Annotated in this window: 16 protein-coding genes, 2 pseudogenes and 1 riboswitch; of the genes and pseudogenes, 5 read left to right on the plus strand and 13 right to left on the minus strand. The window is 72.6% G+C overall.

Annotation, left to right across the window (positions count from 1 at the left end; genetic code table 11):
* Window positions 1-166 precede the first annotated feature (166 nt).
* The 8 genes and pseudogenes from ACFVZW_RS16490 to ACFVZW_RS16525 form a co-directional block, all read right to left on the minus strand.
* The gene (locus tag ACFVZW_RS16490) at window positions 167-1,201 is read right to left on the minus strand and encodes an aldo/keto reductase (protein ID WP_384521697.1); all 1,035 of its coding nucleotides are present in this window, start codon (window positions 1,199-1,201) and stop codon (window positions 167-169) included.
* Entirely contained in the window at window positions 1,198-5,049 is a 3,852-nt protein-coding gene (locus tag ACFVZW_RS16495; RefSeq protein ID WP_384521700.1) for an ABC transporter ATP-binding protein, read from the minus strand. Before ACFVZW_RS16495 ends, ACFVZW_RS16490 begins: the two co-directional genes overlap by 4 nt.
* Window positions 5,046-6,485: an LLM class flavin-dependent oxidoreductase gene (locus tag ACFVZW_RS16500; RefSeq protein WP_384521703.1), complete on the minus strand. Its 1,440-nt coding sequence runs from the start codon at window positions 6,483-6,485 to the stop codon at window positions 5,046-5,048. The genes ACFVZW_RS16495 and ACFVZW_RS16500 overlap by 4 nt, the downstream gene beginning before the upstream one ends.
* Window positions 6,469-7,279, minus strand: a pseudogene (locus tag ACFVZW_RS16505) (ABC transporter ATP-binding protein). Before ACFVZW_RS16505 ends, ACFVZW_RS16500 begins: the two are co-directional and overlap by 17 nt.
* Entirely contained in the window at window positions 7,255-8,193 is a 939-nt protein-coding gene (locus ACFVZW_RS16510) for an ABC transporter permease (protein WP_384521706.1), read from the minus strand. The pseudogene ACFVZW_RS16505 and the gene ACFVZW_RS16510 overlap by 25 nt, the downstream one beginning before the upstream one ends.
* The gene (locus ACFVZW_RS16515; protein ID WP_384521709.1) at window positions 8,190-9,254 is read right to left on the minus strand and encodes an ABC transporter substrate-binding protein; all 1,065 of its coding nucleotides are present in this window, start codon (window positions 9,252-9,254) and stop codon (window positions 8,190-8,192) included. The genes ACFVZW_RS16510 and ACFVZW_RS16515 overlap by 4 nt, the downstream gene beginning before the upstream one ends.
* Window positions 9,255-9,314: 60 nt before the next feature.
* Window positions 9,315-9,818: a flavin reductase family protein gene (locus ACFVZW_RS16520; protein WP_384521712.1), complete on the minus strand. Its 504-nt coding sequence runs from the start codon at window positions 9,816-9,818 to the stop codon at window positions 9,315-9,317.
* 380 nt (window positions 9,819-10,198) lie between these two features.
* A pseudogene (locus tag ACFVZW_RS16525) lies at window positions 10,199-11,349 on the minus strand (ROK family protein).
* Between the two features lie 673 nt (window positions 11,350-12,022).
* Between ACFVZW_RS16525 and ACFVZW_RS16530 the strand changes: the two are divergent.
* From ACFVZW_RS16530 to ACFVZW_RS16540, 3 genes are all read left to right on the plus strand, one after another.
* A complete protein-coding gene (locus ACFVZW_RS16530) occupies window positions 12,023-13,111 on the plus strand; it encodes a hypothetical protein (RefSeq protein ID WP_384521715.1) in 1,089 nt (362 codons plus the stop codon).
* Window positions 13,112-13,166: 55 nt separating this feature from the next.
* Window positions 13,167-14,849, plus strand: coding sequence for an Ig-like domain-containing protein (locus ACFVZW_RS16535; protein ID WP_384521718.1), 1,683 nt, complete (start codon window positions 13,167-13,169; stop codon window positions 14,847-14,849).
* A 176-nt stretch (window positions 14,850-15,025) separates the two neighbouring features.
* The gene (locus ACFVZW_RS16540; protein WP_384521720.1) at window positions 15,026-15,589 is read left to right on the plus strand and encodes a hypothetical protein; all 564 of its coding nucleotides are present in this window, start codon (window positions 15,026-15,028) and stop codon (window positions 15,587-15,589) included.
* Between the two features lie 15 nt (window positions 15,590-15,604).
* On the opposite strand, the gene ACFVZW_RS16545 is transcribed toward ACFVZW_RS16540, so the two are convergent.
* The 3 genes from ACFVZW_RS16545 to ACFVZW_RS16555 form a co-directional block, all read right to left on the minus strand.
* Window positions 15,605-15,904 carry a hypothetical protein gene (locus ACFVZW_RS16545; protein ID WP_384521723.1) on the minus strand — a complete coding sequence of 100 codons (300 nt, stop codon included), beginning with the start codon at window positions 15,902-15,904 and terminating at the stop codon, window positions 15,605-15,607.
* Window positions 15,901-16,317 carry a hypothetical protein gene (locus ACFVZW_RS16550; RefSeq protein ID WP_384521726.1) on the minus strand — a complete coding sequence of 139 codons (417 nt, stop codon included), beginning with the start codon at window positions 16,315-16,317 and terminating at the stop codon, window positions 15,901-15,903. The genes ACFVZW_RS16545 and ACFVZW_RS16550 overlap by 4 nt, the downstream gene beginning before the upstream one ends.
* A gap of 63 nt (window positions 16,318-16,380) precedes the next feature.
* Window positions 16,381-17,895 (minus strand): FAD-binding oxidoreductase, encoded by a 1,515-nt coding sequence (locus ACFVZW_RS16555; protein WP_384521728.1) that lies wholly within the window; start codon window positions 17,893-17,895, stop codon window positions 16,381-16,383.
* 437 nt (window positions 17,896-18,332) lie between these two features.
* Here ACFVZW_RS16555 and ACFVZW_RS16560 point away from each other — a divergent pair, with 437 nt between their 5' ends.
* Window positions 18,333-18,830 carry a pyridoxamine 5'-phosphate oxidase family protein gene (locus ACFVZW_RS16560; RefSeq protein ID WP_384521811.1) on the plus strand — a complete coding sequence of 166 codons (498 nt, stop codon included), beginning with the start codon at window positions 18,333-18,335 and terminating at the stop codon, window positions 18,828-18,830.
* A 192-nt stretch (window positions 18,831-19,022) separates the two neighbouring features.
* On the opposite strand, the gene ACFVZW_RS16565 is transcribed toward ACFVZW_RS16560, so the two are convergent.
* Together ACFVZW_RS16565 and metE are read right to left on the minus strand one after the other, a co-directional pair.
* Window positions 19,023-19,451 (minus strand): acyl-CoA thioesterase, encoded by a 429-nt coding sequence (locus ACFVZW_RS16565; protein ID WP_384521731.1) that lies wholly within the window; start codon window positions 19,449-19,451, stop codon window positions 19,023-19,025.
* A 4-nt stretch (window positions 19,452-19,455) separates the two neighbouring features.
* Window positions 19,456-21,774 (minus strand): 5-methyltetrahydropteroyltriglutamate--homocysteine S-methyltransferase, encoded by a 2,319-nt coding sequence (gene metE / locus ACFVZW_RS16570; RefSeq protein WP_384521734.1) that lies wholly within the window; start codon window positions 21,772-21,774, stop codon window positions 19,456-19,458.
* Between the two features lie 173 nt (window positions 21,775-21,947).
* Window positions 21,948-22,174, minus strand: a riboswitch (cobalamin riboswitch).
* Between the two features lie 191 nt (window positions 22,175-22,365).
* On the opposite strand from metE, the gene ACFVZW_RS16575 reads away from it, so the two are divergent.
* Window positions 22,366-23,490 carry a LacI family DNA-binding transcriptional regulator gene (locus ACFVZW_RS16575; RefSeq protein ID WP_384521737.1) on the plus strand — a complete coding sequence of 375 codons (1,125 nt, stop codon included), beginning with the start codon at window positions 22,366-22,368 and terminating at the stop codon, window positions 23,488-23,490.
* The last annotated feature ends 141 nt before the right edge of the window (window positions 23,491-23,631 follow it).

Raw genomic sequence — 23,631 nt, forward strand, 5'->3', positions numbered from 1 at the left:
CTTCGTCGGGCCATCGTCGTCCCGCACCGTGAACGCCCAGGACGAGCCTCGCTGCCCGGCGAGGACGCGGACAACGACGACGAGACCGCCCGGGACCGGGTACGGCATCGCCCGGGAGCACGCCCCCATGCGGACCGCGCCCCTGACGGGCGCGGTCCGTCCGGCGTCAGCGGCCGCGGCGGCGCAGGTCGGGTTCCGTGAGCGACGGCGGGACATAACCCCCGTCGCGCGCGGAGAGGTTGGTGCCCGGAGGCACGATCTTGTCGATCCGGTCGAGGACGTCCTGGTCCAGCCGGACCGTGTCCGCGCCCAGCTGGCTCTCCAACTGGTCGAACGTGCGCGGGCCGATGATGGCCGACGTGACCCCCGGGTGTTCGAGGACGAAGGCGAGCGCGAGCTGGATCAGCGTCAGGCCGGCCTCCTCCGCGAGCTGCGCGAGGGCTTCCGCCGCGTCGAGCTTCGCCGTGTTCTCGGGTGAGGCGATGTCGAAGCGCTCGGCCTGGCGGTCCGCGCGGCTGGAGCGGGGCTGCTCAGCCCCCTTGCGGTAGCGACCGGACAGCCAGCCGCCCGCCAGCGGGCTCCAGGCCAGCACACCGAGTCCGTACCGCTGGGCGACCGGCAGCACCTCACGCTCCACGCCCCGGGCGAGCAGCGAGTATGGAGGCTGCTCCGCGACCACCCGCTCCCGCCCCCGCCGCTCGGCGATCCACTGGCCCTCGACGATCGCCGACGGCTCGAACGTCGACGTCCCGATGGAGCGGATCTTCCCCTGGCGCACGAGATCCGTCAGGGCGCCGAGCGTCTCGTCGAAGTCGGTGTCCGGCTCCGGCCGGTGGACCTGGTAGAGGTCGATCCAGTCGGTGCCCAGGCGCCGCAGGCTGTTCTCGACCTCCCGCACGATCCAACGGCGCGAGTTGCCCCGCTCGTTGGGGTCCTCCCCGACGCTGCCGTGGAACTTGGTGGCGAGCACCACGTCGTCCCGGCGGCCACCGGCCAGGGCCTTGCCGACGATCGTCTCCGACTCGCCCGCGGAGTAGACGTCGGCCGTGTCGACGAAGTTGATGCCCGCGTCGAGGGCGCGATGGATGATCCGTACGGAGTCCTCGTGGTCGGGATTGCCACGGGCGCCGAACATCATCGTCCCCAGGCACAGCGGGCTGACCTTCACGCCCGTACGGCCCAGACTGCGGTACTGCGTCATCGTGCACTCTCCTGCATCAGGTGATCGGTGGGGTGTGGATCGGTGGGGACGGCATGCGCCGAGCCGTCCCGGAAGGCGTCCCAGAGCCGGCGGTAGGGACCGTCCGCCGCGAGCAGCTCCTCGTGCGTGCCGGTCTCGGCGATCCTGCCGCCGTCGAGGACGACGACACGGTCGGCGCGCGCGGCGGTGGTGAGCCGGTGCGCCACGACGACGGTCGTACGGCGACGGGCCAGCGCGGCCGTCGCTGCGGTCACCCGCCGCTCCGTGGCCAGGTCGAGCGAGGCCGTGGCCTCGTCCAGCAACAGCACGTCGGGATCGACGAGTTCGGCACGTGCCAGCGCGATGAGCTGCCGCTGGCCCGCGGACAGATTCCGGCCCCGCTCGCCGACCTGCTGCAGATAGCCCCGGGGCAGCGCCGCGACCATGTCGTGCGCGCCGACCGCCCGCGCCGCGGCCTCGACGTCGGCGTCCGCCGCGTCAGGACGCCCGTACGCGATGGCGTCGCGCACGGTTCCGCTGAAGAGGTGGGGCTCCTGCGGGACCACGCCGAGCCGGCGCCGATAGCCCGTCAGATCGAGCTCGCGCAGATCGTCCCCGTCCACACGGACGTGACCCGAGGACGGATCGTAGAACCGGGCCAGGAGTTTGACGACCGTGGACTTCCCCGCTCCCGTCGTGCCGACCAGCGCGACGGTCTCTCCCGGAGCGACCCGCAGCCGCAGGTCGCTCAGCACCTCACGGCCGCCGGGGTACGCGAAGGACACGCCGTCGAACTCGAGGGCGCCGCGCAGCCGGTCGACCCGGCGTGGCCGGGCCGCGCCGGGGGTGCCGGTCGGCGTCCGCATGAGGGTCCGCAGCCGGGAGAGGCCGATCACCGCCTGCTGGTAGCCGTCGAACACCTGCGACAGCTGCTGGATCGGCGCGAAGAACAGCTCCACGTACAGCAGGAACGCGATGAGCGTGCCCGCCGTGAGCTCCCCGGCCGTCACCCTGCCCGCGCCGACGGCCAGCACCGTGGCCGCGGACAGCGTGCCGAGGAACTCCACGAACGGGAAGAAGACGCCCATGTACCGCTGCGCGCGGAGCCGGGAGTCCCGGAACTCGCCCGCGAGCCGCGCGAAGTGCCGGGCGTTGTGCTCCTCCCGGCGGAAGGCCTGGGTGACCCGGATCGTGGCGACGTTCTCCTGCAGCGCCGCGTTGACGACGCTGACGCGCTCGCGGGCATCCCGGTAGGCCGGCACGGAGTGGTGGCGGAACACGGCCGTCGCGACGGCCAGCACCGGGACCGCGGCGACGAGGACGAGGGCGAGGCCCGCGTCGATCACGAGCAGGGCTGCGAGCACGCCCACCACGGTCAGCCCGCTCACCACGGCCGTGATGAGTCCCGTCTGCATGAACGTGGACAGCGCGTCCACGTCCGTGGTCATCCGGGTCATGATCCGGCCGCCCAGCTCGCGCTCGTAGTAGTCGAGTCCGAGCCGCTGCAGCTGGGCGAAGGTCTTGACCCGCAGCGTGTACAGCAGACGCTCACCGGTACGGCCCGTCGTCCGGACCTGCAGGACGCCGACGGCCCAGTTCGCCGCCACCACGACAGCGGCGGCGGCCGCGGCCGCCAGCAGGGCGCCCCTGGCGCCCTGCGCCACCCCGCCGTCGACCCCGTGCCTGACCAGCACCGGTACGGCGATCTGGGCGAGCGCGTCCAGCGCGACCAGGAGCAGCCCGATCAGCAGCGGAACCCGGAAGGGGCGCAGGAGCCGCCCCAGGCCGAGGTCCGGCTCGGCGGCCGAGGCCACCTCCACCGGCAGCCCCGGATCGGCCTCGGGCATCGGCATCCGGGCGAGACCGGCGAGCACCTCGGGGTTCGGCGGGGCGGAGCCGAGCAGCCCGCCGCCGCCCGGCGCCCCACGACCGGGTCCGGACGTCGCCGCCGCCTCCGCGAAGGCCTGAGCGGCACGAACCGAAGCCTCTCCGCCCTCGTCGTCGGACGCGCCGTCCACGTCCCGCCGCCAGAGTGCGGCCGTGACGTCGGTGACGGACGGGGAATCGCGGGGGCCGGCGGTGGGGGCGTCCTCCACCGGCCCGGACGTCTGGTCCGGAGCGGACAGCAGGGAGCGCAACAGTGCCGAGCGGGACCGCAGTTCGTCGAGCGTTCCGGTGTCGACGACGCGGCCCGCGTCCAGGACGGCGATCCGGTCCGCCAGCTCCAGGGTGGAGCGCCGATGCGCCACGATGAGCGTCGTGGGCCGATGCGCCGCCGTCCGCAGGGCGTCGTGGATCTCCGCTTCCACCCGGGTGTCGATCGCCGACGTGGCGTCGTCGAGGACGAGCACGTCCGGCTCGCACAGCAGCGCCCTGGCCAGCGCGATCCGCTGCCGCTGACCGCCGGAGAGCGTGAGCCCCTGTTCGCCGACGACCGTGTCGTACCCGTGCGGCAGCCGCTCGATGAACTCGTCGGCGCGGGCGAGCCTGGCGGCCGCGCGGATCCGCTCGTCCCCGGCGTCGGGCAGCCCGTACGCGATGTTGGCCCGTACGGTGTCGGAGAGCAGCAGCGACTCCTCGAACACGAACCCGATCCGGGAGCGCAGGGAGTCGAGGGACAGCTCGCGCACGTCGTGGCCGCCGACCCGGACGCGGCCGCCGGCCACGTCGTAGAAGCGGGGGAGCAGCGCGGCCGCCGTCGACTTGCCCGAACCCGCGAGGCCGATGAGAGCGACGGTCTCGCCCGGCCGGATGTCCAGGGAGAAGCCGCGCAGGAGCGGATCCCCGCCGCCGTAACCGAAGGTGACGTCCTCCCAGGAGACCGTCGGCGGGCCGGGCGGCAGCGCCACCGGATGCGGTGCCTCGGCCAGTCCGGGCGTCTCGTCGATGACCTCCATGACGCGGACGGCGCCCGCCCGTGCGGGCTGCCAGACCGTGAGCAGGGTGGCCAGCTGCCGCACCGGGGTGACGAACGAGCCGAGGTACGTCGTGAAGGCGAGGAACGTGCCGAGCGAGATGCGGCCGTCCAGCGCCATCCAGCCGCCGAGCGCGAGCACGGCGACCTGTCCCAGGGCCGGCACGGCCTGGAGCGCGGGGTTGTACCGGCTGGTGTAGCGCACGACCCGCATACGGGAGGCGAAGAGCCGGCGCGCACGACCGTCCAGACCGGCCAGCTCCCGCTGCTCCTGGCCGAATCCCTTCACGACCCGCACACCGGTGACCGTCGCCTCCACGGCGGAGACGACCTCGGCCGCCTCCTGCTGGGCGTGCCAGTTCGCCGGGAAGAGGTCGCGACGGCTGCGGAACGCGATCAGCCAGAGCAGCGGCCCCACGACCAGGGCGACGGCGGTCAGCAGCGGGGAGAGCAGCGCCATGAGGACCACGGAGGTCAGGAACATGAGCACGTTGCCCGTGAGGTTCGGCAGGAACTGCAGCAGCGTCTGGATCAGGGTGATGTCCGAGATCGAGCGGCTCACCGCCTGTCCCGTGCGCAGCTCGTCCTGCTTGGACCCGCCGAGCCGGACGAGCGAGGCGAAGGCGTCGTTGCGCAGGTCGTACTGGACCCCGAGCGACACCCGGCCCGAGCGGTAGCGCCGGGTGAAGCTCGCACCGAAGCGGACGGCGCCGAGGGAGACCAGCACGACGAGCCAGGGCGTCAGCGACCCGGCCGCCCCCGCCGAGACGGTGTCGACGACATGGCGCAGGACGAGCGGCAGCGCGGCGGTGGCCACGGCGGCGACGACCGCGGCCCCGTACGCGAGGGCGAGATCACGGCGGTGACGCAGGCAGTAGCCGAGGAGCCGCCGCGCCCAGCCGGCCGGCCCCGACAGGGCGTCTTCCCGCGGGGCCCGTGGGGGACAACCGGTCACCGTGCGTCCACCAGCGTGGAGGGGGAGCGACCGCCATCGGCAGCCGGGGAGACAGCGGCGTCGACATCGGACGCCGGCGAGTCGAAGAACCGGTTGGCCGGGCGGGCCAGGCCGTAGTGCTCGCGCAGGGTCGTGCCCTCGTACTCGGAACGGAACAGTCCGCGCTCCTGGAGGATCGGCACCACCCGGTCGACGAACCGCTCCAGGCCCGACGGCAGTACCGCGGGCATGATGTTGAACCCGTCCGCCGCCCCGCTCCCGTACCAGTGCTCGATCGTGTCGGCGACCTGCTCGGCGGTCCCGGCGAAGGTCCGGTGTCCGCGGCCGCCGCCCAGCCGCCCGATGAGCTGGCGTACCGTCAGCCGCTCGCGGCGTGCGAGGTCCACGATGAGGGTGTAGCGGCTCTTGGCGCCCTCGATCTCGTCCTCGGTGGGAATGTCCTCGGGCAGCTCGCTGTCGAGGTCCAGGTCCTCCGGCGCGATCCGCAGCTTCTGCGCGAGCTGCCGCTGGGCGTACTCGGGTGCGATCAGCCGGTCGAGCTCCGCGTCCAGCTCACGTGCCTCGGCCTCCGTGTCGCCGATGACCGGCACGATTCCCGGAAGGATCTTGATTCCGTCCGGGTCGCGGCCGAAGGCGACGGCACGCTGCTTGACGTCCTTGTAGAACGCGATGCCGTCCTCCAGGGTCTGCTGCGCGGTGAACACGGCCTCCGCGTGGCGCGCCGCGAACTCCTTCCCGTCCTCGCTGGATCCGGCCTGCACGAGCAGCGGATGGCCCTGGGGCGATCGCCGGACGTTCAGCGGTCCGTCGACGCGGAAGTAGGCGCCGCGGTGGTCGATGCGCCGCACCCGGTCCGCCAGGGCGTGCACGCCGCGCTTCTTGTCGCCGACGACGGCGTCGTCCGCCCAGCTGTCCCACAGCTTGGTGGCCACGTCGACGAACTCGGCCGCGCGTGCGTAGCGTTCGTGGTGGAGCGGGGTGTCGTCGAGGCCGAAGTTGCGGGCCGCCTCGGCGCCTGCCGTGGTGACGATGTTCCAGCCGGCCCGCCCACCGGAGACATGGTCCAGCGAGGCGAAGCGCCGGGCGAGGTTGAAGGGTTCGTTGTAGCTGGTCGATGCGGTCGCGATCAGTCCGATCCGGCTGGTGACCGCGGCCAGCGCGGTGAGCAGGACGGTCGGCTCCAGCTTGCTCGACGGACGCCGCCCCGGGTCGCCGTGGAGGACCGGGCTGTCGGCGAGGAACACCGAGTCCAGTTTGCCGCGTTCGGCGACCCTGGCCAGGTTCTGGTAGTGCGCGATGTCGGTTCCGCCCTGCGCCGGGCTCTCGGGCAGTCGCCAGGCGGCCTCGTGATGCCCCACCGACATCAGGAACGCGTTGAGGTGGAGGTGCTTGCGGACGGGGGTGCCGGCCGGCGTGCGATCAGGCGTGCGGGACATGGGACTTCTCCTCCTGGGAGTCGTGCGGGGGAGCGGACGGCGTCGTCACGCCGAGCGCGGCGAGCAGGGCGTCCCGGTACTCCTGGAACCGGGGGTCGCGTCGGCTGCGGGGCGTGGGCAGATCGACCGCGATGTCCAGCGAGATCAGGCCGTCCTCCAGGACCAGCACCCGGTCGGCCAGCTCGACGGCTTCGTCGACGTCATGGGTGACCAGCAGCACGGCCGGCCGGTGGCGCTCGTACAGTTCGCGCAGCAGGCCGTGCATCTTGATCCGGGTCAGCGCGTCGAGCGCGCCGAACGGCTCGTCGGCGAGGAGCAGTTCGGGATCGTGGACCAGGGCGCGGGCGAGCGCGGCGCGCTGCTGCTCCCCGCCGGAGAGCTCGTGCGGCCAGGACCGGTCGCGTCCCGCGAGCCCGACCTCCTCCAGAGCGGTCAGTCCCCGCTCCCGGGCGCCGGGGCCGGTCAGCCCGAGCACCACGTTGTCCAGCACACGCAGCCAGGGCAGCAGGCGCGAGTCCTGGAAGGACTAGCGACACCCGGTCGGGTACGACGAGTTCGCCCGATCCCTCGACACCGTGGTCCAGCCGTGCCACGGCGCGCAGCAGCGTCGACTTGCCCGACCCGCTGCGTCCGAGCAGGGCGGTGAACTCGCCGGGCGCCAGGTCCAGATCGACGTCCTTCAGCACGGCCCGCTCTCCGAACCGGCGGACGAGTCGCCGCGTACGGACGGCCGGTGGTGCCGGGTCCTTCGGCGGCCGGACCGCCTCGGTCAGCCCGCCAGTGTGCGTCGCCACGAGAGGGCCCTCCTCTCGATGGCGCGGACGAGGGCGTCGGAGGCGAAGCCGAAGACTCCGTACGCCACGAGACCCACGATGATCACGTCGGACTGTGCGTACTGCTGGGCCTGGAACATCATGTATCCGATGCCGCTGGTCGCGTTGATCTGCTCGACGACGATCAGGCCGAGCCACGACGAGGTCACGCCCAGGCGCAGCCCCACGAAGAACCCGGGCAGGGAGCCGGGGATCACGACCTTCCGCACGAACCGCCACCGGCTCAGCCGAAGGACCTCGGCGAGCTCCACATGGCGGCTGTCGATGCCGGTCAGCGAGGCGTACGTGTTGATGTACATGTTCACGGCCACGCCGAGCGCGATCACCGTGACCTTCATGTCCTCGCCGATGCCGAGCCACAGGATCAGCAGCGGCAGCATCGCCAGGGACGGGATGGCCCGCTTGATCTGCAGGGGCCCGTCGACGAGGTACTCGCCCGTGCGGCTGAGGCCCGCCACGACGGCCAGGGCGACGCCGGACACGACACCGAAGAAGAGGCCGAGGCCCGCGCGCTGGAGGGAGATCAGCACATTGCCCTGAAGCCGGCCGTCCGCCACCAGGTCGACGGCGGTGGAGACCACGCTCCCGGGGCCGGACAGGATGCGCGGGTCGAGTACCCCGGCGGCCGAGGCGCCCGACCAGGCGGCGATGAGCAACGCGGGCCCCAGCAGCCGGCCGAACGGCACCGGCCGGCCCGGACCGAGCCGTCGTCGCCGCCCGCCACCACTCCTGCCCGGCTTGTCGTCGGCGCCCGGTGGGGAGCCGCCCCTGCTCGTCTGCTCGGGGGCGATCTTCGCGGTCGCACCTTCCGTGCGGCGGTCGTCGGCCACCGCGATTCCCCCGGAGACACGCGCGGGGGTCAGCGCCTCGGTCATGTTCCCTCCCGGTACCGGGCGTCGACGGCCTGGGCCGCCAGGCCTTCGAAACGTCGGTCGAAGAGCTGCTCGACGTCGAACCGCGGGACGAAGCCGCCCTCGGCCAGCAGCTCGGCGGTCTCCTGCTCCCAGGCGATCGCCTCGTCCCAACGCTCCGGGAAGTGCGGCTTGTTGAGCGATGTCACGATCCGCTTGCCGTCCTCGCGGCTGACGCCCTGGTCCTTGACGTAGTACGCGTCGATCCAGCGGTTCGTGTTCTCCCACGCCCACACCGAACCCCGCGCCCACAGTGGAACGAAGCTGCGGACCGCCGCCGCCTTCGCGGGATCGTCCAGGACCTCCGACGGGGCCCACAACACCGTCAGCAGGTCGACGACGTCGGTGCGGACGTCGCGTGCGCCGTCCTTCGCGTACTGGGCCAGGTACTTGGTCAGCGTCGGTTCGCCCAGTGGTGCGACGTCGACCTGCTTCGACTGCAGGGCGGTCAGGAACTGGGTGCTCGGCAGAGCGACCAGTTGGACGTCCTTCGGAGATATCCCGGCCTTCTTCAGGGCGCGCAGGACGACGACGCCCTGGGCCTGGCCCTGCGAGAACGCGACCTTCCTGCCCCGGAAGTCCTCCACCCGTGCGATGGGCGAGCCGGGGGCGGTGGCGAAGACGTACGTCGGCTTGCGGCGCAGCTGAACCGCCACGATGCGGGCCGCCACCCCGATGGCGTGGGCCTGGATCGGCGGAATTCCGGCATTGGTCGCCAAGTCGATGGAACGCGCCCGGAATCCCTGGATGATGTCCGGACCCGCGGAGAGGTTCGGCCATTCGGACACCTTGAACGGGAGTTCCTTCAAGAGGCCCGATTCGGCGAACTGAATGCGCGATGTTCGTACGGCGATGGAAAGCGAGGTGTTCGGTGGTGGAGGAGCGGTGGAAAGCGCCTTGACGGAGGCGGATCGGGCACCGGGATCGGACGGCGGCGCGCATCCGGCGATGCCGAGGGCCGCACCACCGGCGAGTGCGAGAAAGCCTCTTCGCGCCAAGCGGGGACGGGTAGGGGTGGGTGACATGAATGATCCTGTTCCGAAATGGTCCGGCGGGGGCGAGTGGGAAGCCGGACGGGGTGTGGGTCAGATGGAGAGGTAGCCGCCGTCGTGGAAGAGGAGGGGGCGCCGCCCCGGTTCCTGCCACGCGTCGAGCACGCGGGCCACGACGATGCGGTGGTCGCCCGCGGGCACGAGGTCCTCGATGCCGACCCGGAGCCAGCCGGCCACGTCCGAGAGGACCGGCTCGCCCTCGGGGAGACGCCGCCAGGCGGTGGGCGCCGCGAAGCGGTCGATGCCGCTCGTCGCGAACCGCCTGGCCAGCGGCTCCTGATCGGACCCGAGGAAGTGGACGACGGCGGTACGGGCCTGTTCGACGTGGGGCCAGGACGACGACTTCGTGGCGACGGCGAAGGAGATGAGCGGGGGAGTCAGGGACAGTGAGGTGAGGGAGGTGGCGGTGAAGCCGACGGGCCCGCTGCCGGCGTCGGCGGAGACCACGACGACCCCCGCGGGGTAGGCGCGGAACGCCTGCTTGAAGCGGTCGGGGGCGAGGTCCGTCGCGAGGTGCGAGGACAAGGAGACGGACACATTTCCTCCATGGCGAAGAAGCGCGGGGCGGGACGGTGGGAAGAGAGCGGTCATGGGGCGATAGGGCCGGCCGTAAAAGGGCAGGGAGCAGCGACCGCGCGAAACCGTGAGACTTGGGGGATCAGGCCGCTTTCATACGAAGCTGCGGGAGAGCGTCAACAGCTCTTTCCGGCGAGGAAGGCGTCGGCACAGCCGGATCCCGGAACGGAGAGCGGCAGGGGGCGACAGCGACGTGCCGTGGTGGGCACGAACCGAATAATCCCCCGCTGGCTGCTCATGAATCCATTTTCCGATCCGTGCTCCGGCCCGGTCAACAATGCAACTCGCTGAATTAAGTCGGACCTTCAGGTGCGGGGGCCGCTGCCCCCGCACCCCGCCGGTCAGGAGACGGCGGGTAGCGCCGGCCAGGGGCCGAGCGGATCGTCGTAGAGCGCCCCCAGCGCCACCGCCGGCCCGGCTGTCGCCAGTACGGATCCGGTGAACGAGCTGGGTACGACGCGGCGCTCGGGGTCGTCGCACACCCACGACCGGTCGGTCACCTCGGCCCGGAGCGTGGCGAGGCACTCGGGCAGCCGGCCCACCCCGGGCTCGACGACGATCAGCACCTCGGGGTCGAACATGTCCAGGAGCACGGCAGCCGCCCGCCCCACCAGACGAGCACGGCGCAGAAACAGCTCCCGCGCCGTCGCGTCTCCCGCCAACACCCGTTCCAGCAGGGCGGGGAAGGACGACACCGAGAGGCCCGCCGCCACGGCCCGCCGCACCATCTCGGGCTCCGACACCTCGGCCTGCAGGCACCCCGGGACGCCGCACACGCAGGACGAGGAGCCGTCGCCGACGGCGCCGACCGGGAGATGGGCGACGTTCCCCGCTCCCGAGCGCGGCCCCTGATGCACCGCGCCCCCCGACACGAAGGCCGCGTCCATGACGGCGCCCACGAAGAGCAGCACGGCGCTCCCGCGAGTGGCGCTCCGTCCCACGAGCTGCTCCGCCCGGGCCAACGCCCGGGCATGGCTGTCGACATGAACGGGAAGCCCGGTCCCCTCGGCGAGCACACTGCGTACCGCGACGTCACGCCAGCCGAGTTGCGGGTGCCGCACCACCACGCCGGCCTCGGGATCGACCCAATGCCCGGTCGCCGCCCCCAGGGCGAGCACGGTCCTGCCCGCGCCGTGCGCCTCCACCAGGCCGGGCAGGCGCTCCGTCAGACCGCCCAGCACCCGCCCAGGTTCCGTCGCCTGGTGCGGCCGTCGCTCCTCGGCGACGATCCGGCCGCGCGCAGATCCATCAGCGACAACGTCGTGTGCGTGACGGCGATATGGACGCCCGCGACCAGGAAGCGTCCGCTGTCGACCTCCAGGGGGACATGGGGGCGGCCCAGGCCGCGCGGACCCGCGGTTTCCTGTCCCTCACGGATCAGACCGCGACTCAGCAGCACACCGCAATGGCCGCTCACCGCCGCGGGGGAGAGCCCGGTCAACCGGGCCACCGTGCTGCGCGCCACCGGCCCGTGGTCGAGGATGGCCCCCATCACCGCCCCGGCCCCCGACGCACGGCGTGTGGCCGGTGGCGCGGGCGGGATGTCCGAGCGCCGTAGCGGCGCGGAACGTCGAGATGCGGTCGGCGGTGAACTCTCCACGAGGGGCCTTCCCGGTCCTGTGCAGTGACGCGGACGGTCGACGCCGGCGGCCGAACAGGCAGGCCGGTGCCGTCGGGGCGCTCCGGCGGGGATCACCCGGAACGCCTCTTCAACGGGTACGCGACGGCGCTGCGCGAGGAGGAAGGAGAGTCCCGTCCGGGGTCAACTCCCGGACAGAGAAGGGACAGCGGGCTCCGCGCCCACGCCGTGGTTCAGGACCACTGACACGCGGCAGAGCACACACGCTTCAGGTCGACATGACCTCGAGTCGTCAGAAGCGCGGATCGGTGCATGGCGCGCAACATAACCGTGCGCGCACAAGTCGGTCAAACGTCTGCCCGCATCATGGACGCCCGGTTCCGAGGAGCGGGACCCGGCCGACCGCCGGGCCGAGTGCGTGCGGCGCCGGACCGGGCCGCCGGGCCGGATTCTCCGGACCTCGCATATGTCAGGTCTCAGTCCGCAAACACCTCATAGATACGAATGGAATCCGCTGCTACGGTACGCAGCTGCCGCCCACCGCACTGAGCGGCACCCCCTGCGGAGATCCGAGGAGATGGATCCCATGCACCCTGTCTTCAACCGCCGTCCTCGCCCGATGGGCCGCGCTCTCGCCCTCGTGGCGGGAGCCGCCCTCGCCGTGACCGTCCCGTTCGTCGCGTATGCCAACTCCGTCGGCGCCACGGTCCGTACGCCCGGGGCCACCGCCGGCCCCGCGTCCCCGTTCGCCGAGATCACCACCGACGCCGCCTGCGCGAGCGGCCTGATCTCCGGCGGCGGCATCAGCCAGACCATCGGCACCGGCACCTCCTCCAACGGCAACAAGATCAACGGCACCGTGCCCAGCCCGAACGGAAGCACCGAGTACCTCGGTTCCACCGGGGTCGTCGGCACCGACGTCACCCACTGGCTCGGCATCGGCGGCAGCGGAGGAGCGGTCAACGCCTCCTTCTCCAGCACCCCGTACGCCATGTGCTTCACCAGCACCCTCGTCAACCACACCCAGGTGGTGATGAACAAGCTCGCCGGACCCACCAGCAGCGGAACCGTCGGCCTCGTCACCGCCACCTGCCCCGCCAACACCCGCCTGCTCGGCGGCGGCGCCCGCATCACCCCCGCGAGCGTCGGCAGCCTCAAGCCGATCGCGTCCTTCCCGACCTTCGACGACTCCGCCCACGGCTTCGGCCAGAAGGCCGCCGCCAATGGCGAGACCGACCCCGACTCATGGACCGCGGTCGGCTGGAACGGCGGCGGAGGCAACAGCAACAACACCACCTACGCGTACGCCATCTGCAGCGGCAACGGCATCGACGTCGGCGGGGCCACGGTCACCGTCCGGCACACCTCCGTGAGCGGCCCCACCGCCGCCACCAGCGGGCAGACGGCGACCGTCGGCTGTGGCGAAGGGGGCGGCACGCTGGTCAGCGGTGGCGCCGCGATCAGCGGAGGCAGCCTCACCACGACCAACTTCACGGGACCGGGCTCCGTCGGCGACCACCTCAACGGCAGCTACCCCAGTACCTCCGTCGCCGTCCCCGTCGGCGACGGAACGACCACTGCCGCGTACTGGACCGCCGACGCCCACACCGGTGGCGGCAGCTCCCCGAACACGTACACCGACGCCTGGGCGCTGTGCGCGGACGACGGCATCTGAACCCGTACGTCGCCCTCCCACGCCCCCTTTCCCGACTCGGCAGAAGAACTGACACATGAACACATCCCGCCCCGTGCGGACCCCTGCCCTGGTCCTGGCCGGCGCCGCCGTGCTCGTCGCCGCCGCCCTTCACCCACCCACCGCGGCGGCCGCCGCGGCCGAACCCGTCTGTGGGACGGCGGGTGCCGTCTCCACGGAGCCCGGAGCCGGATGCGCCTGGACCGCGCCCGGCACCGACACCTTCACCGTCCCGGCCGGGGTCAGCTCCGTGACCGTGGACCTGTTCGGCGCAGAAGGCGGCAGCGCGGCCGGATACGTCACCCCCAACCCGCCCAACGCCGGCGCCCCCGGCGGCCGCGGCGGCCACACCCGTGCCACCGTGGCCGTCACCCCCGGCCAGGTCCTCCAGCTCACCGTGGGCGCCGCCGGCATACCCGGCAGCTCCAGGCGAGGGGAGTACGCCCGACCCGGAGGGTACGGCCACGGCGCCGGCGGCGGCGGCGCGCACGGGGGAGGGGGCTCCGGCGGCGGAGCCTCCGATCTCCGGGTCGGTGCCTTCGGCCCCGCCGAGCGGATCCTGGTCGCCGGAGGAGGCGGCGGCGCCGGCAACGGCGGGCCCGAACTGCACGGCGGCGCCGGCGGTGGCCCGGCGGGTGAGCCCGGCGGCCAGGCCGAAGGGCCCGAGGGCTCCGGTGTCGCCGGCGGCGGCGCGACCCAAGCCGCCCACGGTACCGGCAGCCCCAACTCCCGTCTGGGCGGCCCCGGTTCCCCCGGTGGCGCCACCGACCCCAACACCGGCCTGCCCAACCCGGGCAGCGGCGGCGCCGGAGGCAACGGCGGGCGCGGCGGCAACGGCGGCGGGGGCGGGGGTGGCGGCTGGTTCGGCGGCGGCGGAGGCTCCGGGGGCGGCAACCCCGACAACCTGCCGGGCGCCGGAGGAGGCGGAGGCAGCGGCTACGCCGACCCCCTCACCACCGGAGCCGACCTGACCGCCGGCGTCAACCAGGGCAACGGCCGGGCCGTCATCACCTGGCGCTACGACACCGCCCTCGCACTCACCGCGGACACCACCGCCCCGCTGTACGGCCACGCCACCACCGTCACCGCGGAGGTCACCGCTTCCGCCGGCGGTACCCCGACCGGCAGCGTCGTCTTCCTCGACGGCGACGCACCGCTGGGCACCGCGCCACTCATGGACGGGCGGGCGGTATGGCGCACGCCCGTCCTGCGGCCGGGCGGCCACGCGATCACCGCGCGGTACGAGGGTGACCCGCTGCACGGCGCGAGCGGCAGTCCCCAACCGGTCGCCGTCACCGTCGGGTTCAGCCGCCGCTGCCTGACGGGGCACCACACCGGCCCGCTGACGGTCCTCGCGGGAGAGTCGCTCTGCCTCGCCGCGGGAGCCCGGCAGTCCGGCCCGGTACGGATCGAGCCGGGCGGCGCACTCGCGGCCTGGAACGCCGCCGTCACCGGACCGTTCTCCGCCGACGGCGCTCGCGCGCTGTCGCTGTGCGGCATGCGTGTCATCGGTCCGCTGACCGTTCGAGGGACCACCGGCCCGGTCGCCCTGTGCGACGGCGGATCGATCACCGGTCCGGTCACCTTCGAGTCCAACACGGGCGGCACCACGCTGTCCGGCAGCACCATCACCGGCTCCTTGAGGTGCGAGGGCAACACCCCTGCCCCCGAACTGACGGGCGTCACCGTGCGCGGTCCGCGCCTCGGCCAATGCCGCTGACACCGGCTGACCGACCGAGGTGAACGCCGGCGCGGGCCGGGGGCGTACGACCCCCGGCCCGCGCCAGGCGCGATGCTCTCGACCGCGTGGCGTCACGGACCGACCGCGGCGGCAACTGCCCGTCTTCTGCCGAAAGTTGCCGACCCGGTTCCGATCATCGTTGTAGTGTCCGCGCCATGACTACGGAAACCATCGACGCGGAGTGTCTCGCCCTCACACGCAATCTGCGCCGCCGAGGCGCGATCGTCCTCGCCGTCTTCGCCCTCGTCTGGGCCTTCGCCGGCGGCTCCGGGATCGCGGCGGTTCCGGTCTCGGTCGCCGTCGGCGTCGTCGCGGCCGTGGTGACGGTCGGCGCGGTGGTGCTCGCCTTCCGGGGCACCGCGGGGCCCGTGACTCGTACGGTGAGGCTGCCGGAGAAGTGGAACCGGGGCGTCGGCCTGGTCAACGTCGCCGAGCTGGTGGCGATCTTCGTCGTGATCGCCGCGTCGAACGCGTCGGGCCACCCGGAGTTCATCCCGGTCGGGATCTGCCTCGTCGTGGGACTGCACTTCTTCCCGCTGGCCCGCCTCTTCGACCAGGGACAGTACAAGTGGACCGCGATCTTCCTGACGGCGGTGTCACTGATGGGTCTCGCCGTCCTGGCGGCCGGCACCACGGCGGAGACGATCCGCACCGTGGTCGGCCTGGGCGCGGCGATCGTGCTGTGGGCCTCCTCCTTCCACGTCGCCCTGCGCGGTTGATCGGGGCCGGGGCCGTCACCGCTTCCGCGTGGGCGGAGTGAAGGGTCCGGTCTCGGGGGCCACGCACTTCTCGACGACGGTCCCCTCGCCGGCCGCCGAGCCCTCCACGCACAGCCGGCCACCCTTGGAGCGCAGGTCGATGAAGAACCGCGTGCTCGCGCCGGACTGCTTCAGGTCGTGGATGCGCTCGTCGAGGTAACCCAGGCCGTTCAGGATCTTCCTGACCTTGGCCGGCGTGGGGTCCTTCAGCTCCCAGAGCCCCTGGGCGATGCGCTCCTCATGGCGGTGACTCGCGCACCAGTCACGGGCGTTCAACTCCACCTCCGGCCCGCCGTGGGGGCGATGGGTCCCTCGAGGGCGTCGGTGGCGGGATCGTCGGAGGGCAGCGGCCGTCCCCCCGGGGCCCGCGAGGGCACCGGCGGTCCGGACTGGGCTCCCGTCGGGGCCTCCGCGGGCACCGGCGGACCCGACGGGGCGCCGGTGGGGCACGACCGCGCCATCTCGTCCAGCATCGCCGCGAAGGCAGCCTGTTGCCCGGATCCCGCGGCCGCCTCGGTGTGCCGGGCGCCGACCGCGTCGGCGGGCCTGCTCGGCGATCCCGAGGCACCCGACGTCCGGGTACCGCAGGACGCGAGTGTCAGAACCGCGAGGGTCGTCACCGCGAGGGCGAGCCCGGAGCGGCGTGTGGAGCGGGCAACCATGTCGGCGATGGCCGGAGTCGATCTCATGCGCACAGCTTCCGGTCACGTGTCCCGCCGCACATGAGTACACGTACTCAACAGGTCATGGGGTCAGACGCGCCCGAAGCCGATCGCCTGGTCGTAGCGGAACAGTCCGGTGGGGTCGTACCGGCGCTTGACCTCCAGCAGACGGGCGTAGTTGGGGCCGTAGTACGCGGTCTGCCACTGGCGCAGGTCGGGGTCGGGGAAGTTGACGTACGCCGCAGACGTCCTCAGGTCGCGGCGCAGGACGCGGTGCATGGCGCGGGTCTGGGCCAGCAGCTCCCGGACGGACTCGGGCGGAGTGGTGGGGGCCCAGTGGGTGCCGATGTCGATGACGAAGGTGGCGTCGCGGTGCGGGTAGGCGGTGTCCGAGGCGGCCGGCTCGCCGCTGCTGCCGCCCATCGCGAAGAGCGTGACGTAGCCGGCGTTCCCGGGTGGGCCCGGACGCCAGGCGCGGACCCATTCGACGATGGCCTCGACGGTACCCGCGTCCAACCACCGGTTCGGCACAAGGGACTTGGAGGCGGTCGCGCTTCCGGGCCCGGGCTGTTCGAGGAGGTGGTCCTGGGCCGCCCAGAAGTGGCGCTGCTCGATGAACCGCTTCGAAGGCCCGAGTTCGAGCACCGGGGCCAGCATCCGCCGCAGCTCGTCCTCCGTACCCAGCCGCTGGCCCAGCAGGGCGATGGCGGCGGGCGTTCCGTCGCCGGCGTTCTTGAACCCGATCCGGATGTCGAAGTCGTTGCCGCGGTCGGTACGCAGGATCTCCTGGAGCACGTCCATCAGGCGGACCGCGGTCCTCGGGTCGAAGGACAGCTCGAAGACCGTGGCCACCTGGTCGGCGACCGACGTGGCATCGAAGACGAAGCCGGTGTTGATGCCGAAGTTGCCGCCCGCCCCGCCGCGGCAGGCCCAGAACAGATCGCGGTTCTCGGTGTCCGACGCCCGGACGAGCGAGCCGTCCGCGAGGACCACCCGGGTCTCGGCGAGCCGGTCGCACGTCAGACCCCACTTACGGTCGTTGAAGCCCAGGCCGCCGCCGAGGGTCAGCCCGGCGACCCCCACTCCGGGGCAGCGTCCGCCGGGGAAGTAGAGGTTCGCGGCCCTGGCCGCGTACACGTCCGAGTTGGTGGCTCCGCCGCCGAGCCGGAGCCGGGTGCCGTCGACCGCCACCCCGTTCATCCGGCGCAGGCTGATGAGCAGGCCGCGGGTGGTGGAGTAGCCGGCGTAGTTGTGGCCGCCGGAGCGCGGGGCGAAGGGCAGGCCGTGCGACGCCGACCAGCGTACGCAGGCCCGCACATCGCTCTCCGTCGCACAGGCGACGATGCCGGCCGGCAGTACGCCCGCGTACCGGAGGTTGTCCGGCAGGGCCTGCCTGCGGTAGCCCTCGCTCGTCGGACGGTACAGCGTCGCGCCCGGGCTCAGGCTGCGGGCCAGGGCCCGCCAGGCCGCGGCCTCGGGGGCGTGGCCGGCCGGCGCTCCGATTCCTTCGGCCGCGGCGGTGTGCCCTCCCGCCCACGCCGTCGTCAGGCCGATCGCCGTCGCCTGAGCTCCCCTTCGCAGTACGGTCCGACGGCTGACGCTCACGGTGCTTCCTTCCTCGCGACCCCCGCGACCTTCGGCAGGGCATGGTGACAGGCCCGAGGCAGCGGCCCTCGCATCGACGGAACACGGCCCTCGGCGTGGGCCATGGTCGCGGAGTGCGCCGGTGGAGACCGACTCGGCGCACCGGGGTGTGGCCGGATCGCGTCAGGGCTCGCGCGGATGGGTGCAGAGGCGGCGCGTGGCGAGGGTGGCACGGACGCCGAGATCGCCTGCGAGGTCCGACCCGACCGGATGCGCGGGCCACCCCGGGCGGGACGACGCCCGGGGTGGCCCGTTCGGCCCAGGCCGCGGCCACGCTCACGGCGTACCGGCCGTCGGCAGGGCAGCGTGGGGAGGTGGTGTCTGTCCGGGAGCCTTCGCACGTCGACCGGGCGGACGCCCCCCGTGAGAGTCACGATGATGGGCAGGTGGGTCCGACCGTGCAGCAGAGCGAGATCACCGAGGTCCTGAACCGTCCGATGAGCCAGGAGCTCCTGGCCCGCGATCTGGTTCGCCTCGCCTACGTCGCCAAGGACGGCACGCCACGCGCCGTCCCGATCGGCTTCGTCTGGAACGGCTCGGAGATCGTCATGTGCACTCCGACGAACGCCCCGAAGCTCTCGGCACTCCGCGCCAACCCGTCGATCGCGCTGACCATCGACACGGAGGTGCACCCACCGAAGATCCTCCTGATCCGCGGTCGGGCCGAGCTGGACGTCGTCGAGGGCATCCCGGAAGAGTTCCTCCAGTCCAACGGCGCCTACACGATGACGCCCGAGCAGCGGGTCGAGTGGGAGGCCGAGGTCCGTTCGCTCTACGACGGCATGGTCCGGATCGTCGTGACCCCGACCTGGGCGAAACTGATCGACTTCGAGACGACCCTCCCCAGCGCGGTCGAGGAACTGGTCCGGCGGCGGGAGGAACGCAAGTGCGCCTGACCCGGTGCGAATTCCGATTGAGTGAGCGACCGCGGTGCGGTGCGCGCCGGCGACCCTGCCCCGGTGACCTCCGCTCCTCGGCGGCGGCCCCGGCTCCGAGGTGGCCGGTGGTCCGTTCCACCCGCCACCTCCGCCGGGGCCTCCGCCCAGGTCGAGACCGTCCGGGACGCCGGTCACGCCCCCGGCACGCCGCTACTCCTCCTTCAGGCCGGGGACCGGGCGCGGACGGCCTTCCGCGTCGATCGCGACGAAGGTCAGCCGGGCGGTGGCCACTTCGGTCGTGGGACCGGAGGTCGCGTTCCAGCGTTCCGCGGTGACGCCGACCGCGACGGCCATCGAGGTCCGGCCCGCGTGGCACAGCTCGGCGTGGACGGTGAGCAGGTCCCCGGCGCGGGCGGGGGAGAGGAACGTCATCCGGTCGACGGAGACCGTCACGGCGGGGCCGTCCGCGTGGCGGCCCGCCGCTGCCGCGGCCGCGTCGTCGATGAGTTTCATGACGACGCCGCCGTGGATGGTCCCGTACAGATTGGTTTCGTGCTCGCTCATGATGTGGGCGAGGGTCACCTGGGAGTCGGCCGGTGCCTTGTGGGCCCGATCGCCGACGGTGATACGGGTGTTCATGTGCTCAGCTCTCCGCCCGGGGCAGGCTGCCGCGGACTCGGCGGGCCGCCGCGGCCATGTGTTCCAGGGCCGGCCGGACCTCGCCCCAGCCGCGTGTCTTCAGCCCGCAGTCGGGGTTGATCCAGAGCCGGTCGGCGGGTACGGAGAGCAGGGCGCGCTCGATGAGGGTGACGGCCTCCGCCTCCTCCGGAACGCGCGGTGAGTGGATGTCGTACACGCCGGGGCCGACCTCCCGGGGGTATCCGGCGCCGGCGAGTTCGTCCGCGACCTGCATATGGGAGCGCGCTGCCTCCAGGCTGATGACGTCCGCGTCGAGGTCGTCGATGGCCCGGAGGATGTCGCCGAACTCGGCGTAGCACATGTGCGTGTGGATCTGGGTGTCCGGACGGACGCCGGCCGTGGCGAGGCGGAAGGCCTCGGTGGCCCAGGCGAGGTACGCGGCGTGGGCGTCGGCGCGCAGCGGCAGCGTCTCGCGCAGGGCCGGTTCGTCGACCTGGATCACCGACGTGCCCGCCGCCTCCAGATCGGCGACCTCGTCGCGCAGCGCGAGCGCGACCTGGCGGGCGGTGTCGGCGAGCGGCTGGTCGTCGCGGACGAACGACCAGGCGAGCATCGTGACCGGGCCGGTCAGCATCCCCTTGACGGGGCGGGAGGTCTGCCGCTGTGCGTACGTCGTCCAGCGCACCGTCATCGGCACAGGGCGGGAGATGTCGCCGGCCAGGACGGGCGGCCGGACGTACCGGGTGCCGTACGACTGGACCCAGCCGTGCTGGGTGGCGAGGTAGCCGGTGAGCTGCTCGGCGAAGTACTGGACCATGTCGTTGCGTTCGGGCTCGCCGTGCACGAGGACGTCGAGACCGGTCTTCTCCTGGAAAGCGATGACCTCGCGGATCTCGGCCTCGATCCGCTCCTCGTAACCCGCCTTGTCGAGCCATCCGGCGCGCAGATCGGCGCGTGCGGTGCGCAGTTCGGCGGTCTGCGGGAAGGAGCCGATGGTCGTGGTCGGCAGCGGCGGCAGGCCCAGGTGGGCCCGCTGCGCGGCGGCGCGCTCGGCGTAGGGCTGGGCGCGGCGGGTGTCGCTCTCGGTGACGGCGGCAGTGCGCGCCCGTACGGCCGGGTCGTTGGTGATCGCCGAGCTTGCCCGGGAGGCCAGATCGGCGCGATTGGCGGCCAGTTCGGCGGCGATCGCGCCGGTGCCCTGGGACAGGCCGCGCGCGAGCGTGGCGATCTCGGCGGTCTTCTGGCGGGCGAAGGCGAGCCAGCGGCGGATCTGCGGGTCGATGTCCCGCTCGGCCGCGGCGTCCAGCGGGACGTGGAGCAGCGAGCAGGACGCCGCGACGTCGACCTGATCGGCGAGGCCGAGCAGGGTGCCGAGGGTGGTGAGGGACTTCTGGTGGTCGTTGATCCAGATGTTGCGGCCGTCGACGACGCCGGCGACCAGCCGCTTGCCCGGCAGGCCGCCCACCGCCGCGAGATCCGCGAGGTTCGCGGCGGCGGCATCGGTGAAGTCGAGCGCGAGTCCCTCCACGGGGGCCTTCGCCAGCACGGGCAGCGCCTCGCCCAGCCGGTCGAAGTAGGAGGCGACCAGCAGCTTCGGCCGGTCGGCCAGGCCGCCGAGCTCGCGGTAGGCGCGGGCGGCGGCGTTCAGCTCGGCGGGGGTGCGGTCCTGGACGAGGGCGGGCTCGTCGAGCTGCACCCACTCGGCGCCCGCCGCGCGCAGGTCCGCGAGCACCTCGGCGTACACGGGCAGCAGCCGGTCCAGCAGGGTGAGCGGCTCGAAGTCCTCGGCGACACCGGGCGCCGGCTTGGCCAGCAGCAGGTACGTGACGGGTCCCACCAGGACGGGGCGGGCCGAGTGGCCGAGCGCGAGGGCCTCCTTCAACTCCGCGACCTGCTTGTCGCTCGTGGCACTGAAGGCGCTGTCGGGACCCAGTTCGGGGACGAGGTAGTGGTAGTTGGTGTCGAACCACTTGGTCATCTCCAGCGGCGCCACGTCCTGGGTGCCGCGGGCCATCGCGAAGTACCCGTCGAGCGCGTCGGCCTCGACGGCGGCGCGGTGACGGGCGGGTACCGCGCCGACCATGACGCTGGTGTCGAGGACGTGGTCGTAGAGGGAGAAGTCGCCGGTCGGGACCTCGTGGACGCCGGCGTCGACGAGCTGCTCCCAGTTGCTCCTGCGCAGCTCACGGGCGGTCTCCCGGAGGGCATCGGCGGTGACGCGGCCCTTCCAGTACCCCTCGACGGCCTTCTTCAGTTCCCGGTTCCCACCCTGGCGGGGGTATCCGTGGACGGTGGCCCGTGCTGCCGCGGACTCGGTTGTCACGTAACTCTCCTTCGCGAGCTTGCGTGTCGTGAGACAGACCCGGAGAGCCGCGAGCGAGGGGTGACGAACCGGACGGACCACCGCCGGGGCGTACATCGAGGTACGCGCGGCCGATCCGCCCTGCTGTGCACGCCGACCCGCCCACGAGGTCACCGGGATCACCGCACGCGAACGGTCGCGTGCGGGCAGCGGGCAGGTCTTCGGACTCGCGAGCACGTCTCGTACGGAAGCCGTACGAGACACCTACTGGCCGTCGCTTCCCAGGCCCTCACGGGCCCAGTGCGTATGACGGCGGTCGTTCTCGCTCACCGCTGCGGGGCAGTCCCGGATTCCCACCGGGTTCCCTCTTACGACGCGTCCCGCCTGGCTGACGGGGCGAACCAGCTGCCCGGGCAGCGTACCGCGCGGGCAGGGAACGACGCGATCGGCTCATATTCCGGACGGTGAAACGAGACACACCCGCTGCGAGGGGCCGTGGGGCGCGACCCGATCAGTGCCGAACCCGCTCCTCGGGGCGGCCTCGTTCAGCTCCCATGAACGACGGCGACGGAGTTCGTATAGGCTCCAGCCGCACGTGAGGAGGCGGCACCGATGGACGGGAGTGCTCGGCAGGTGGCGGCGGGGGATTCGCGGCGCGCGACCATCCGGGAGGTGGCCGCGCTCGCCGGCGTGTCGACGGCGACCGTCTCACGGGTGCTGAACCGCAACTATCCCGTGGCGCAGGCGACCCGCGACCGGGTCGAGGGCGCGATGCGGGAGCTCGGCTATGTCGTGAACGCGCATGCTCGCGCCCTGGCCGGCACCTCCAACCGCACCGTGGGGATCATCGTCAGCGAGATCGTCGACCCCTTCTTCGCGTACATCGCGCGCGGTGTGGAGCGCGAGGCGGCGCGCACGGGCCGGCTCTGTCTGGTCTGCTGCACGCAGGGCGACGCGAAGCGCGAACTGGCCTTCGTCGACCTCCTGCACGAGCAGCGTGCCGACGTGGTCGTGCTGGTCGGGGGGAGCGTCGTGGACCGCGCCTACACCGCGGAACTCACCCGCCGCGCGGAGGAACTGCACGCGGGCGGCTCCTCCCTGGTGCTGTGCGGCCGGCCCTCGCTGGGGGGACGGGTCCCCGCGGCGGCGGTGGAGTACGACAACGAGGGCGGCGCGTTCGCCATCACCGACCATCTGCTGACGCAAGGGCACCGCCGGATCCTCTACCTCGGCGGCCCGCCCGCCGTCTCGACCACGCTGGACCGCCTCGCCGGATACCGCAGGGCCCTCGAACTGCGCGGCGTGACGCCCGACGCCGGTCTGGTGCACACCGGTGCCTTCAGCAGGGGCTTCGGCTATCGCCGGATGGTCGAACTCCTCGGCGAGGGGCTCGACTTCACCGCCATCTTCGCCGCCAACGACATCGTGGCGGCGGGCGCGGCGCAGGCGCTGGAGGAGGCGGGTGCCCGGATCCCGGAGGACGTCTCCCTCGTCGGCTACGACGATGTGCCCGTGGCGCAGGAGATGCGTCCGAGGCTGACCACCGTGCACATCCCTCTGGAGGAGATGGGCCGGCAGGCCGTGCGGCTCGCGACGCCCGGGGACGACGGCGACGACGGTGACGACGCCTGGCGGGCTCCCACGACGGGGGTGCACCGGCTGGGTACGCACATCGTGGTGCGCGACTCGGTGGCTCCGCCGAAGGCGCCGCGCACCCGGCGCACCCGCACCGCGTGAAGCAGGGGCGAGAGCAGGGCTGAGCGCCGGGGAGGGCCTTGGGATGAGAACGTTTACCTACCCAAATCTCCGTTGGATCCCTTCGGGTTCATAGAAACCCCTAGAAACTTTGCGTCTTCTCTTGCCTCGGCATAGCAACCG

Source organism: Streptomyces sp. NPDC059567 (assembly GCF_042735655.1).
Taxonomy (GTDB): Bacteria; Actinomycetota; Actinomycetes; order Streptomycetales; family Streptomycetaceae; genus Streptomyces.

Bases quoted from the DNA above. Each gene is read 5' to 3' on its own strand.
- ACFVZW_RS16490 (WP_384521697.1), bottom strand. From the start codon at position 1,201: ATGACGCAGTACCGCAGTCTGGGCCGTACGGGCGTGAAGGTCAGCCCG.
- ACFVZW_RS16510 (WP_384521706.1), bottom strand. From the start codon at position 8,193: ATGACCGAGGCGCTGACCCCCGCGCGTGTCTCCGGGGGAATCGCGGTG.
- ACFVZW_RS16535 (WP_384521718.1), top strand. From the start codon at position 13,167: ATGAACACATCCCGCCCCGTGCGGACCCCTGCCCTGGTCCTGGCCGGC.
- ACFVZW_RS16565 (WP_384521731.1), bottom strand. From the start codon at position 19,451: ATGAACACCCGTATCACCGTCGGCGATCGGGCCCACAAGGCACCGGCC.
- ACFVZW_RS16575 (WP_384521737.1), top strand. From the start codon at position 22,366: ATGGACGGGAGTGCTCGGCAGGTGGCGGCGGGGGATTCGCGGCGCGCG.
- ACFVZW_RS16550 (WP_384521726.1), bottom strand. From the start codon at position 16,317: ATGAGATCGACTCCGGCCATCGCCGACATGGTTGCCCGCTCCACACGC.
- ACFVZW_RS16500 (WP_384521703.1), bottom strand. From the start codon at position 6,485: ATGTCCCGCACGCCTGATCGCACGCCGGCCGGCACCCCCGTCCGCAAG.
- ACFVZW_RS16530 (WP_384521715.1), top strand. From the start codon at position 12,023: ATGCACCCTGTCTTCAACCGCCGTCCTCGCCCGATGGGCCGCGCTCTC.
- ACFVZW_RS16540 (WP_384521720.1), top strand. From the start codon at position 15,026: ATGACTACGGAAACCATCGACGCGGAGTGTCTCGCCCTCACACGCAAT.
- ACFVZW_RS16515 (WP_384521709.1), bottom strand. From the start codon at position 9,254: ATGTCACCCACCCCTACCCGTCCCCGCTTGGCGCGAAGAGGCTTTCTC.